This window comes from Pigmentiphaga daeguensis (assembly GCF_039523035.1).
Taxonomy (GTDB): Bacteria; Pseudomonadota; Gammaproteobacteria; order Burkholderiales; family Burkholderiaceae_B; genus Pigmentiphaga; species Pigmentiphaga daeguensis.
This window is the reverse complement of record NZ_BAAAEN010000018.1, coordinates 118,875-130,969: the sequence shown is the minus strand read 5'-3', so window position 1 is coordinate 130,969 and position 12,095 is coordinate 118,875. Positions and strand designations below refer to the sequence as shown.

Below are 12,095 nucleotides of genomic sequence, written 5' to 3'. Positions count from 1 at the left end.
TGGCTTGCTCATGTTCCTCAATCAGGGCTTGCAAAACGGCACGAGCCATGAACAGGGGGTAGCGGCGGGAGTCTATATAATCGTCAGGGATGCGACACCTAGTCCCGGCGCGCCACGGCCGCGGTCAAGGCCTCGTCCGGCGGCAAGGCCAGGCCCAGCCGCTTGGCCACGTGGGGATTGGTGCGTACCGTCAACCGCCGCGGCGCCTCGACCACCGGCGGACCGGGGGGCGCCTGCCTGAGGCGCACGGCCAGGGCATGGGCCTGCTCGGCCAGCTGCGCGTTGCCGGGGACCAGCGCCGCCACGGCGCCGGCCCGCACCATGGCCTCGCTGGTGGCGAAAACGGGCAGGTTGGCCGTGGCCGCCGATTGCAGCAGCGCCAGGGCCGCGGCGGACGTCGATCCCACCGGGTCGGGCAGCACGAGCAGGGCGTCGCTGGCGGGAACGACGACCTGCAAGGCGCCGGTCAGCGCATTGGCGTCGGGGGCGTCGGCCGCGGCGATGGCCCAGGGCCGGCCGCCGCGCGAGGGGTGCTGGGCGGGCCAGGCCAGGGCCGCGCTGGCCAGCTCGCGCATCAGCGGTTCGGCCTGGGGCGCGGTCACCACGCCCACGCGGCGCTTGCCGGGCAGCACGGCGTCTATCAGGCTGAGCTGCTCGGCCGCGGCCGGGTCGCGCAGCAGCACGGCGATGGCGCGTTCGGGGCGGCGCAGCGCCGGCAGGGCGCGCAGTTCCTCGTATTCCAGGCGGCCCAGCAAGGCCAGCAGGACGGGTTCGCTGCCGGCGCGCTGGACCACGGCCCGGGCAGCCCGGGGGCCCACGGCGACCAGCACGCCCGGGTCGCTGCCCTCGGCGCGCGCCGGGGGCGGGGGGGAGGCCGATGACGCCGTATCGGGCAGCATGGAGCCGCGCGCGCTGCGCGTGCGCACGCCGGCCAGGACGGAATCGCCGTCGTCCGGACCGGACCTCGGCGCGGCCGCCTGTGGCGCGCCGAGCTGGCGCAGCGAGTCCAGAGGCACGATATCGACCTTGCCCTGGGTCAGCCGGTGCGAGGCGGCGTTGACGCTGCGCAGCTGCGCGGCGAATTCGCCGTACTGCTGCGCCGTATCGTCCAGGATGAGCGTCATGTCGGCCGCCCAGCACGCGGCCAATGGCGCGGCCAGCCATAGGACGGCCAACCGGCGCAGGAGCGGCAACAGAGGCGGCGCGGATGTTCGGAGCACGTTGCGAAGATTCGAAGATTCGTGAAAGCCGTATCCGCAATCTACGTAAGCCCGGCGCGCGCGGCGATAGGGCAGAGGGCCTATGCCGCCGGCAGGCCGGCCGCCGGGGGGGCCACGTCCGTGGGCGATGGAATAGGCCGCTTGGCATATCGATCCGGATCGGGGATTTGCGCACACTATGGCATCCGCCTGCCCATCTTCCTGGAGTGCGCGCCATGAAAACCTCCGTCCGGCCCCGCGCTTTTCCCCCGGGCTCTTTCGCCGCCGCGGCCCTGGCCTGCGCGGCCGCCTTTGCGATCCCGCACCCGGCACATGCCCAGTCCGGCAACTTCGGCACCGAGACCCCCTCGGTCAACCAGATCATCGACCAGCTCAAGGCCGGCGGCGGCGACGATGCCACCGCCGGCGTGCGCACGCGCGCGCTGCGTCCCGGCGCTTCGTCCCAGGCCACCGCGATGCCCGAAACCGCGCCCGCCCCGGCCGCGCCGGCCGCCATTTCCATGCAGATCCAGTTCGCGTTCGGCTCGGACCAGATCGCCGAAAGCTCGCGCCGGTCCATCGACAACCTGGCCGCCGCCCTGGCCTCCGATGAGCTGAAGGGCCGCACGTTCACGGTGGCGGGCCATACCGACGGGGTGGGGTCGGCCGACTACAACATGCGCCTGTCGCAGCGCCGTGCCGCTTCGGTCAAGACCTACCTGGTCGGCCATGGCGTCGACGCCGCGCGGCTGCGCACGGTGGGCAAGGGCCAGACCGAACTGCTGAATCCGGCCGATCCGCGTGCCGCCGAGAACCGGCGCGTGGAAATCATCGCCACCGGCTCGTAGCCGCGCGCCGGCTTCCGGCGCGCTGCGGGAGGACCGCCATGGCCATGCACGTCGTCAATGGGGCGCTGCTGCAATGCAGCTTCGGTCTGGCGCCCTCGTCCCTGGTGGTGCTGCCCGTCAATCGGATGATGTCCTCGAACCAGCCGGCGGCCAACATCATGGACCACAAGCCCATGGTCAACATCATGCCCTTCGGCATGTGCGCCAGCCTTGGCAATCCCACGGTCGCCTCGGCGACCTCCGCCGCCCTGGGCGTGCTCACCCCCATGCCTTGCGTGCCCGCGACCAGTTCGCCCTGGACACCCGGTTCGCCCACCGTCATGCTGGCCAACCAGCCGGTCCTGAACAACACGTCGACCTGCATGTGCAACTGGGGCGGAGTGATCACCATCACCATGCCGGGACAGGTGACCGAACAGGTGCCCTGACCAGGGCGGGCCGAACTGGCCGCCGCTATGCCGCCTCGGTGCCCAGTACGACCTTGCCGACCTGATCGATGTCGGGCTTCTCGGGCCGGACCGCTGCGCTGTCGCTTACCCGGATATTGCTGAAGGGGGCATCGCCGGCGGGCGGCGCATCCTCGTCGCCGCCGGCAAGCAGCGACCTGGCCTTGTCTTCGTCCGCGCCCGTGGCCTTGTCCAGGACGTCCTGCACGCCGTCCTTGCGTGCCCGGTCGACGTTGCCGACCTTGTCCTTCATGTCCTTGGCGCTGTTGGCCGGATCCAGGAAGTTGAACTTGTTGTCGCCCAGCTGGCTGACCGCGTCGTCCATCTTCTTGCCGCTTTCCTTGGCCTGTTCCGTGGCTTCGAGGAGATTGTCCTTGGTGTGCTTGACGTCCTGGACCATGCCGGTGGCCTGCTTGATCTTGTCGCGCACCGGATTCCAGACGGTCTGACCCACGGTGTCGCCCAGGCCGAAGGCATCGAGCAGCAGGTTGAACAGCGGAAACAAGGTATTGCGAACCTGCAGGGCCAGCAGCATGGGCAACCGGCCCAGCCAGATCTCCATGGTCCGCGCATCCTTGCTGAGCGCCTGTCCACGCATCTTCTGCAATTCCGCGCTCAGCTCCTCGGCGATGAAATCGATGATGACGTCCAGGTGGGCGGCGTGCCTGGTCAGGAAGTCGCGCAACAGTTCCGCGCCCTTGTTGAGCAATTGCTGCCTGCCCATGCTGACTTTGCCGAGCTGGGTCTCGCCTTCGGCTTTCTTGTTGTCTCCAGGAGGGGGAAAGCCCGCGAGCTTGAACACGAGGTCCACGATCAACTTGCTCAGCGCTTCGCGCGTGGACAGCGCGGTCAGTACGCGAAGATCGCCGTCTCCGGCTGCCAGCAGCAGGTTGGTGTAGACGCGCTCGAGAATGGCGACCGAGGCCTTGGCGATCTCCTGGACCACGGTGTCGACGAAGCCGGGCAAGGGCTGGATGCCGGTGCCCTGGGCGATCGCGCGCGAAATCAGCACCGGCGCGGGAACGATCTTGTCGAGGTTCTTGGGATCCGTACGGGGCTCGTTCCAGCGCGTGCCGCCCGCCAGCGTGGCGAAGGCCGCGGCCAGGGCGGCGGTGCCCGGCCGCGTGCGGGCGCCCGGCGTCTCCAGCCAGTCGGTCAGCGATTCCTGGGCACCCTTGGCCTTTTCCTGCGCCTCCTCGATCTTGTCCTGGGCATCGTCGACGGCCTTCTCGGCCTTGCCCAGGGGATTGTCGGCGTAGGTCTTGGCTGGCTCGGGCGGGGCCGCGCCTTGCGCGTCCGGCGCTCCCTTCTCGAAGAACCAGATGCCGAAGGTAGGTTCGCGGCCGTCCCGTATCGCCGCCACGGAGAAGGCCCGGCAGGCTTCCTCGATGCCGGCTTCGTATTCCGCGCGCGCCGCCTGGAACATGGCCTTGTACGTATCCTGGGCCTTGAACAGGTACTTGGGAATGTCGGCAATGAATCCGCCCACCCCGCCAACGGCGCCCAGCGGCCCGGGCAGGGGCAGCGACGGCAGTCCCGCGCCTCCGCCCGCCCCCGGCTTGAAGGCCGAGGCGCACAGCACGGCAAAGTCGGCGCGTACTTGGTGCAGGTCCACGCCGGCCTGGTGCAGGGTGGGGTAATCGATCGACCCGACGTTCAGCTTGTCGCCGGTGGCCTGGATCTTGACCAGCAGCGGCGTGAATTGCTCGGGGCCGACCGCCGCGGACTTCTGGCCGCTGCCCAGCAGCGAACCGACGGTTTCCATGGCGTTGCCGATCGCGCCCTGCATGTTGGTTTCCAGCACGTGCTTGGCGGCATCGACGAAGCTGAACAGCAGCATGGTCTCGCGCAGCAGGGCGTCGCGGCAGCCTACGCCGTGGCCCGGCGGCCCTTTGCCGGCGAAGGTGTCGTTCATGTCGCCGTGCACCTTGCCGAAGTGGATGAATTCGATGGGCATGGGGCGGCTGCCTCGGTTCTCGTCCGAGGATTGGCTTTCGGAGCCCTGGGCGGTCGGTTTCAGGAAGAGTTTTTGCGGTTGGCCGAGTTTGTCGTTGAGTGTTTCGCGGGCGTAGTAGTACGGGGTGCCGCTGGGGACACCGCCGGCGCCGCCGCCGAGCTTGCCGGCGACGTCGTCGATCAGTCCGCCTAGGGTGGAGTCTTTGCCGGCGACGCTATCGGCTTTGTCCGCTGCTGTGCCGGCCGCGCTTTCGAGTAGTCCCATTGCTTATTTCTCCTCGGTCGTCGTCGGGGCGCCGGCGTGGTGCGGGGGTGATATCCATTGCGGAGAGATTCGAGTTCTTGACCCGGCCTTGGTTGGTGTGGCGGGGCCGCCCAGCCCCCGGGGCGCAGCGAAGCCGGTCCCGCTGCGCGGGACTTCCCGGTTTGGGTGGGCCCGGCGGGGCGGGCGCAGAACTCGGGCGGGCACAGTCCCCCGGACTGTGCCTACTGCCGCCCTCAAACAGCTGCGCCCTTGCTTCCCCGCCAAGCCTGTCCCCACCGGCGGCTCCGAATGCGCCCCCCGAGCGGGCCGCCCCGCCCCACCGATCAAGGACTACGGCGGTGATGAGTGACGATCGCAGATCGAGACACAGCGAGGGCTCCTTCTCCCATTCAACAGGACGACCGTACTGAAGTCCGTGAGTCTACGTGACTAGCGGTGCAGGTCTTGTCCAATGCGCAGGGGCCGGGCAGGCGGTGGGGCGCATTCGGAGCCGCCGGTGGGGACAGGGTGGACGGGGAAGCAAGGGCGCAGCTGTTTGAGGGCGGCCTTCGGGGTAGCCCAGTGGGCTACCCCGGCCCGAGTTCTGCGCCCGCCCCGTCCACCCTGTCCCCACCGGGTAGTCCCGCGCAGCGGGACCGGCTTCGCTGCGCTCCACCGCCTGCCCGGCCCCTGCGCATTGGACAAGACCGGGTAAAGAACATGAATGTCGATTCCGCCTAGTCCCCGCCACGCGTCCGCCAGCCCAGGGTTTATCCCTGTCCCGGGTTCCATTGACAGCCGAAATTTGCATGATAAAGTCATGCAAATCGTCATGACCCGTACAGCGGCCGGAGCGACATGAAACTCAGAATCGATGCCCATCCCGACCCCATGATGGGGCTGGTTCCCCTGTTCACCGCGATCGATGCCGGCCTGTTCGCCAAGCGCGGCATCGAACCCGTGTTCGTGCAGCGGTCGGCGGTGCAGGCCATCGAGGACATGCGCGCCGACCGCATGGACCTGACCTTCTCCGGCCCCACGCTTACCATCATGGCGCGCGAGCGGTTCGACCTGCCGTCCCGCTTCGTGTCGGCCGCCGCGCTGCGCGGCTCCTATGCCGGCCGCAGCGCCGACTTCATGAATCTCATCGCCCGCCACGGCGTGGCCATCGAACGGCCGTCGGACTTCGAAGGCAAGCGCCTGGGTGCCTTCGCGCTGGACGGCGGTATCACGCACTCGGCGCCGCTGCACCTGTTCAACCTGCACGGCGTCGACGTCTCGCGCGTGCAGTGGGTGCCGATGCCTTTCCACAAGATGCCGGACGCGCTGGCCGCGGGCGAGATCGACGTCGCCATCTGCGTCGAGCCGCTGGTCACCCTGATGCTGCGGCGCGGCCTGGGCCGCGCGGTGGACGAGGTGCTGGGCGAGGGCTCGCTGGCGATGGCCAGCACCGGCAATCCGTCGCTGGTGTCGAACTGGTGGACCACGCAGGCGGCCTACGCACGCGATCCCGGGCTGTTCGCCGCCACGGCCGATGCGCTGGCCGAAGCCGTGGGCGTCGTGTACGCCGATCCGTCGGCCGCGCTGGACGCGATGGCCCGCCATACCGGCCAGGACTCCGCGCTGCTGCGCGAGATCGGGTTCAAGACCACGCTCTTCCACCCCTTCGGCATGGACGATCCCGAGGTCAAGGCCATGTACCGCAGCTGGGTGACCGTGCTGCGCGGCGCCGGCCTGCTCGACCACGACATCGACGTGGAGCAGTTCTTCTGATTTCGAAGCCGCCGCGCGCGGATGGATGTTAGTCACTGTCGGGAGATCGTCATGAAGCAGTCCAGTTCCAGGGTTCGCCGCGCGCTCTTGTTCTGCGCGGCATTGGCCTGCGCGCAGCCGGGCCTTGCCGGCGCCCAGCCGTCCGGCGCCGCGCCGGAGAAAGCCGTGATGTTCATCGGCTGGCGAGCCGAGGCCGAGTGGGGCGGCTTCTTCCAGGCCGTGGCCAAGGGCATCTATCGCAAGCACGGGCTGGACGTCGAGATCCGCCTGGGCAATCCGCAAAGCAATCCCACGCCCATGCTGCTGGCCGGGCGCGTGGATTTCACGGCGGGCAGCAGCGGCACCTCGCTCAACGCGGCGCGCGAAGGCGCTCCGCTGATGTCGGTGGCCGCGATCTTCCAGAAGGACCCGCGCGTGCTGATCGCCCATCCCAACCAGGGCGTGGACAGGATCGAGCAGATCAAGGACCGCACGGTGCTGGTGGGCGCGCTGGGCATGGCGACCTTCTGGCCCTACCTGCGCGGGCGCTTCGGCTTCACCGACGACCAGGTCAAGCCCTATACCTTCTCGCTGGCGCCTTTCCTGGCCGACAAGAAGGTGGTGCAGCAGGGGCTCATCACCAACGAACCGCTGGCGCTGAAGAAGGCCGGCGTCGAGAACCCGGTGTCCTTCCTGCTGGCCGACTACGGCTGGGATCCCTACATGACCACCATCGTCACCACGCGCGACAACGTCGAGAAGCGGCCGCAGTTCGTGCAGAAGTTCGTCGATGCGTCCATCGAGGGCTGGTACAGCTACCTGTACGACGACCCGTCGCCCGGCAATGAACTGATCAAGCGCAACAACCCCGAGATGACCGACGAGCAGATCGCCTTCGCGATCCAGGCCATGAAGGAGCGCGGCCTGATCGATTCCGGCGATGCGAAGCGCCTGGGCATCGGGGCGATGACCGACGCGCGCTGGGAGCATTTCTACCGGTCCATGGTGGACGTGGGCGTGCTGCCCTCCGGCCTGGACGTGCGCAAGGCCTACACGCTGAAGTTCGTCAACAAGAAGGTCGGCATGCGATGACTGGAACGGCCATGGATACCGGCCGCGTGCTGGAACTGCGGAACATTTCCAAGCGCTTCGGCAACGGCACGCTGGCGGTCGAGAACCTGAGCCTGTCGCTGGCGCGGGGAACCTTCGTCAGCCTGCTCGGACCCTCGGGCTGCGGCAAGAGCACGGTGCTGCGCATGATCGCCGGACTGTCCGAGCCGACCGCCGGCGATGTCGTGCGGCAGGGGGCCAAGGGGGCGGTCGGCTTCGTCTTCCAGGAGCCCACGCTGATGCCCTGGGAGACGGCGCTGTCCAACACCACGCTGCCGCTGGACCTGGCGGGCGTGCCGCGCGACGAGGCCCGGCGGCGCGCCGCCGAGGCGCTCGAGAAGGTCGGGCTGAAGGGATTCGAGCATGCCCTGCCGCGCGAGCTGTCCGGCGGCATGAAGATGCGCGTCTCCATCGCCCGGGCCATCGTGACCCGGCCGCAGGTCCTGCTGCTGGACGAACCCTTCGCGGCGCTGGACGAGATCACGCGGTTCAAGCTGAACAACGACCTGCTGCGGCTGTGGCAGGACCAGCGCTTTACCGCCGTGTTCGTCACGCATTCGGTGTTCGAGTCGGTGTACTTGTCCCAGCGGGTGATCGTCATGGCCGCGCGGCCGGGGCGGCTCCATGCCGATCTGTCCATTTCTCCCGACGCCGAACGCGGCGAATCGTTCCGCACCTCGGCCGAATACGCGCACCTGTGCAGGCAGGCCTCGGAAGCCCTCGAAAAGGCGATGAACGCATGAACCCCAAGCTCCGTACCGCGCGCATCGTCCTGCCCGTCGTCATGGGCGTTCTTTGCCTGCTGGCCTGGGAGGCGATCGTGCGCGGCCTGCGCATCTCGCCCCACATCCTGCCCGGCCCGGCCGACATCGGCCGGGCGCTGGTCGAGGACTGGCCGCTGCTGTCGGCGGCGCTGTGGGTCACGCTGAAGATCACCGCCTCGGCCTTCGTCAGCGCCGTGCTGGTGGGCGGCGCCATCGCGATCCTGTTCAGCCTGTCGAAGTGGATAGAGCTGACCTTCTTCCCCTATGCGGTCATCATGCAGGTCACGCCGGTGGTCGCCATCGCGCCCCTGCTGATCATCTGGGTGGACAACGTGCAGGCGGCCCTGCTGATCTGCGCGTGGCTGGTGGCCTTCTTTCCCATCCTGTCGAACACCATCGTCGGCCTGAACAGCGCCGACCACAACCTGCGCGACCTGTTCCGGCTCTACGGCGCCACGCCTGGCCAGACGCTGCGCCGGCTGCGCATTCCGTCGGCCATGCCGTACTTTCTGGCGGGCGTGCGCATCTCGGGCGGGCTGTCGTTGATCGGCGCGGTGGTCGCCGAGTTCGTCGCCGGGGCGGGCGGACAGGGCTCGGGCCTGGCCTATCGCATCCTCGAGGCCGGCTACCAGTTGAAGACGCCGCGCATGTTCGCGGCCCTGCTGATGATTTCCTGCACCGGGGTACTGATCTTCCTGGCGACCTCGTGGGTGTCGCAGCGCATCCTGCGGCGCTGGCACGAAAGCGCCATGGAGCGCGAATCTTGAAATCGCTGGCCGCGGAGCTCGAACGGGCGGCCGGCGCCTACGTCCTGCGCGGCGCGCGGGCGCCCGCGGCGCTGCTGCCCGCCGCCCTGGCCGGGTTGGCCGACGCCCAGGGCCTGGCGGACGTGGACCTGGCGGTCGAAGGAGGGCGCCTGGGCGCGGTCGCGCCCGCCGGGACGCTGCAAGGGGGCGCGGGGCCGGTCCTGGCCGGCCGGCAGGTCTGGCCGGCCTTCCATGACCTGCATACCCACCTGGACAAGACGCACACGCTGGCGCGCGCGCCCAATGACGACGGCACGCTGCTGGGGGCGGTCAAGGCCGTGATGGCCGATCATGCGCGCTGGCGGCCGGCCGAGCTCGAGGCGCGCGCCGACTTCGCCCTGCGCTGCGCCTGGGCGCACGGTACGGCCGGCCTGCGCACGCACCTGGATGCGGCCGGTCCGCAGGCGCGCATGGCATGGGACGTCATGCTGGGGCTGCGCGAGCGATGGAGGCACCGGGTGCGGGTGCAGATGGTGGCCATGGCGCCCATGGAAACCTATCTGGGCGACGGCGCCGAGGACTTCGTGCGCCGCGTGGCCGAGACCGGCGGCGTACTGGGCGGCGTGACGCGCGTGCCTGGGCTGGCGCCACCCGCCGCGCGGCAGCGCCTGGGGCTGGCCCTGGATGCGTTGTTCGACTGGGCCGTGCGCTATGGCCTGGACGTGGATCTGCACGTGGACGAATCCTGCGTACCCGAGGCCGATTCCCTGCTGGAGGTCGCGCGGCGCACCCAGGCGCGCGGCCTGGGCGGGCGGGTCGTATGCGGCCATTGCTGCAGCCTGGCCGTCCAGGAGGACGAGACCCGCGAGCGCGTGCTGGATGCCTGCCGCGACGCTGGCCTGGCCATCGTCAGCCTGCCGCTGGTCAACCTGTTCCTGCAGGACAGGAAGGCGGGCCGCACGCCCCGGCTGCGCGGGCTGCCGCCGTTGCAGGAAATCTCGGCCCGTGGCATTGCCGTGGCGTTATCGAGCGACAATTGCGCAGATGCATTCCACGCCTACGGAGACTACGACATGCTGGAGGTATTCCGCGAAGCCGTGCGCAACGGCCACCTGGACCGGCACGCCGGCCGCTGGTCCGCCAGCGTGACGGCGATCCCGGCGGCCCTGATGCGCCAGGCCGGATCGGGGCGGCTCGAACCCGGCGAGCCGGCGGATTTCGTGATTTTCGACGCCCGCGGCATTCCCCAGTTGCTGGCCCGGCCCCAGTCCGACCGCCTGGTCGTCCGCGACGGCCGGCTGCTGGCCGTGTCGCCGCCGTCCTTCGACGAACTCGACGCGGCGCTGGCGCGCGCGGGGCTGGAGTAGGCCATGGCACGATCTTCATCGGCGAATCCGCCGCGCCGGCCCGGGCACTCGCAGGCCTTCCCGGAAGGCGGCCTGCTGGCGCCCCGGGTCAGTACCTTGAGCAAGGCGCTGACCCGCAGCGCCGTCCAGTTCGCCAAGGCGCACTATGGCCTGTCCCAGGTGGAGTGGCAGGTTGTCACCCTGCTGGGCGTGTTCCAGCCGGTGTCCATACGCGAACTGGCCTATCACGCCATGCTCGATGCCGCCCAGATCAGCCGGGCGGTGTCCTCGCTGGTGGCGCGGGGCGACGTCAACCGCGCGCGCAGCGCGCGCGACAGCCGCGAGGCGGAGCTGTCGCTGACGCCGCAGGGACTGGCCATGCACGCGGAACTGACCGCCGCCGCCCAGGCCCGGAACCGGCACGTGCTGGACGGGCATTCCGCGGCCGACGTGGCCAGGTTCTTCACCATGCTGGACAGTTTCATCGCCCGGGCCAGGCAACTGAGCGACCAGGAATGAAGCGGGCGGGTGGCCGGCCTGCCGGCCGGTCCCTACAATAGCCTCCACTTCATTTCCCCGACGGAGTTCCAGCATGGACGCACGCGACGCAATGGCCGGCCGCCCGGGCGGGCGCAACCTGATCACCGACGTCGCCGGCCTGCGGGTGGGGCAGGCGCACGACGCCCGGGCCTGCACCGGCGTCACCGTGATCCTGCCGGACGAGCGAGCCATGGCCGCGGTGGACATCCGCGGCGGCGGGCCCGGCACGCGCGAGACCGACACCCTGGGCGCATCCAATCTCGTGCGTTCGGTCGATGCCATCGTGCTGTCCGGCGGTTCGGTCTACGGCCTGGCCAGCGGCGACGGCGTGGCCGCCTGGCTGGGGGCGCAGGGGCGCGGCTTCACGCTGCTGCACCAGCCCGGCGTGCCGCCTTCGCCCATCGTGCCGACCGCGGTGCTGTACGACCTCGCCAACGGCGGCGACAAGCAATGGGGCGAAGCCCCGCCCTATCGCGACCTGGCCATGCGGGCCGCTCGCCAGGCCCAGCCCGGTTTCGACCTGGGTACGCACGGCGCGGGCTTCGGCGCCTCGGCGGGGGCGCTCAAGGGGGGATTGGGATCGGCATCCTACGTCACGCACGACGGCATGACCGTGGGCGCCATCGTGGCCTGCAACAGTTTCGGCTCGGTGGTGGCGCCGCAGGGACGGCGCTTCTGGGCCGGGGCCTTCGAGATCGGCGACGAGTTCGGCGGCCTGGGCCCGGCGAATACCCGGGCAGAGGGCGAGAACTGGGAATACGCCAAGCTGGATCCCCGCCCCCGTGCCAACACCACCATCGCCTGCGTCGCCACCGACGTCGCGCTGTCGCCCGACGAGTTGCAGCGCGTGGCCACCATGGCGCAGGACGGCTTGGCCCGCGCCATCCGCCCCATCCATGCGCCGTTCGACGGCGATACCGTGTTCGCGATCTCCACCGGGCAGCGCCAGGCGCCGATGATGGAAGGCCCGGTGGACCCGCGGCCCTTCATCGTCTGCCGGCTGGGCGCGCTGGCCGCCGACGTGCTGGCCCGCGCCGTCGCGCGCGGGGTGTACCGCGCCGTCACGCCCGAGGGGATGACGACGCCGGCGTGGTCGAGTTTCTGAGTCGTAAGGTCTAAGGGTCTCCTCAGAGGGAACTTGCTC

General features: G+C 69.7%; 11 protein-coding genes. 9 read left to right on the top strand and 2 right to left on the bottom strand.

Annotation, left to right across the window (positions count from 1 at the left end):
- Positions 1-98: 98 nt before the first annotated feature.
- Entirely contained in the window at positions 99-1,124 is a 1,026-nt protein-coding gene (locus ABD104_RS20920; RefSeq protein ID WP_343928138.1) for an ABC transporter substrate binding protein, read from the bottom strand.
- Between the two features lie 311 nt (positions 1,125-1,435).
- Between ABD104_RS20920 and ABD104_RS20915 the strand changes: the two genes are divergently transcribed.
- Positions 1,436-2,047 carry an OmpA family protein gene (locus tag ABD104_RS20915; RefSeq protein ID WP_343928137.1) on the top strand — a complete coding sequence of 204 codons (612 nt, stop codon included), beginning with the start codon at positions 1,436-1,438 and terminating at the stop codon, positions 2,045-2,047.
- Positions 2,048-2,085: 38 nt separating this feature from the next.
- Complete coding sequence (locus ABD104_RS20910) at positions 2,086-2,475, top strand: DUF4280 domain-containing protein (protein ID WP_343928136.1); 390 nt, start codon at positions 2,086-2,088, stop codon at positions 2,473-2,475.
- 25 nt (positions 2,476-2,500) lie between these two features.
- On the opposite strand, the gene ABD104_RS20905 is transcribed toward ABD104_RS20910, so the two are convergent.
- Positions 2,501-4,714, bottom strand: a complete 2,214-nt coding sequence (locus ABD104_RS20905; RefSeq protein ID WP_343928135.1) for a hypothetical protein — start codon at positions 4,712-4,714, stop codon at positions 2,501-2,503.
- 837 nt (positions 4,715-5,551) lie between these two features.
- Here ABD104_RS20905 and ABD104_RS20900 point away from each other — a divergent pair.
- The 7 genes from ABD104_RS20900 to ABD104_RS20870 all read left to right on the top strand — a co-directional run bounded on the left by ABD104_RS20900 (position 5,552) and on the right by ABD104_RS20870 (position 12,056).
- Positions 5,552-6,466 (top strand): ABC transporter substrate-binding protein, encoded by a 915-nt coding sequence (locus ABD104_RS20900; protein WP_087837116.1) that lies wholly within the window; start codon positions 5,552-5,554, stop codon positions 6,464-6,466.
- Positions 6,467-6,517: 51 nt separating this feature from the next.
- Positions 6,518-7,537, top strand: a complete 1,020-nt coding sequence (locus ABD104_RS20895) for an ABC transporter substrate-binding protein (protein ID WP_165963041.1) — start codon at positions 6,518-6,520, stop codon at positions 7,535-7,537.
- Entirely contained in the window at positions 7,534-8,298 is a 765-nt protein-coding gene (locus ABD104_RS20890; RefSeq protein WP_087837114.1) for an ABC transporter ATP-binding protein, read from the top strand. Before ABD104_RS20895 ends, ABD104_RS20890 begins: the two co-directional genes overlap by 4 nt.
- Positions 8,295-9,086 carry an ABC transporter permease gene (locus ABD104_RS20885; protein ID WP_087837113.1) on the top strand — a complete coding sequence of 264 codons (792 nt, stop codon included), beginning with the start codon at positions 8,295-8,297 and terminating at the stop codon, positions 9,084-9,086. Before ABD104_RS20890 ends, ABD104_RS20885 begins: the two co-directional genes overlap by 4 nt.
- Complete coding sequence (locus ABD104_RS20880) at positions 9,083-10,432, top strand: cytosine deaminase (protein ID WP_343928134.1); 1,350 nt, start codon at positions 9,083-9,085, stop codon at positions 10,430-10,432. Before ABD104_RS20885 ends, ABD104_RS20880 begins: the two co-directional genes overlap by 4 nt.
- Positions 10,433-10,435: 3 nt before the next feature.
- On the top strand, positions 10,436-10,930 hold the full coding sequence (locus ABD104_RS20875; protein WP_087837111.1) for a MarR family winged helix-turn-helix transcriptional regulator: 495 nt from the start codon (positions 10,436-10,438) through the stop codon (positions 10,928-10,930).
- A gap of 73 nt (positions 10,931-11,003) precedes the next feature.
- On the top strand, positions 11,004-12,056 hold the full coding sequence (locus tag ABD104_RS20870) for a P1 family peptidase (RefSeq protein ID WP_343928133.1): 1,053 nt from the start codon (positions 11,004-11,006) through the stop codon (positions 12,054-12,056).
- Positions 12,057-12,095 lie beyond the last annotated feature (39 nt).

What these genes read in the sequence shown, in the direction of transcription:
- ABD104_RS20875 (WP_087837111.1), top strand. Translation starts at nt 10,436, where the DNA reads ATGGCACGATCTTCATCGGCGAATCCGCCGCGCCGGCCCGGGCACTCG.
- ABD104_RS20920 (WP_343928138.1), bottom strand. Translation starts at nt 1,124, where the DNA reads ATGACGCTCATCCTGGACGATACGGCGCAGCAGTACGGCGAATTCGCC.
- ABD104_RS20895 (WP_165963041.1), top strand. Translation starts at nt 6,518, where the DNA reads ATGAAGCAGTCCAGTTCCAGGGTTCGCCGCGCGCTCTTGTTCTGCGCG.
- ABD104_RS20890 (WP_087837114.1), top strand. Translation starts at nt 7,534, where the DNA reads ATGACTGGAACGGCCATGGATACCGGCCGCGTGCTGGAACTGCGGAAC.
- ABD104_RS20905 (WP_343928135.1), bottom strand. Translation starts at nt 4,714, where the DNA reads ATGGGACTACTCGAAAGCGCGGCCGGCACAGCAGCGGACAAAGCCGAT.
- ABD104_RS20870 (WP_343928133.1), top strand. Translation starts at nt 11,004, where the DNA reads ATGGACGCACGCGACGCAATGGCCGGCCGCCCGGGCGGGCGCAACCTG.
- ABD104_RS20915 (WP_343928137.1), top strand. Translation starts at nt 1,436, where the DNA reads ATGAAAACCTCCGTCCGGCCCCGCGCTTTTCCCCCGGGCTCTTTCGCC.
- ABD104_RS20910 (WP_343928136.1), top strand. Translation starts at nt 2,086, where the DNA reads ATGGCCATGCACGTCGTCAATGGGGCGCTGCTGCAATGCAGCTTCGGT.
- ABD104_RS20900 (WP_087837116.1), top strand. Translation starts at nt 5,552, where the DNA reads ATGAAACTCAGAATCGATGCCCATCCCGACCCCATGATGGGGCTGGTT.
- ABD104_RS20885 (WP_087837113.1), top strand. Translation starts at nt 8,295, where the DNA reads ATGAACCCCAAGCTCCGTACCGCGCGCATCGTCCTGCCCGTCGTCATG.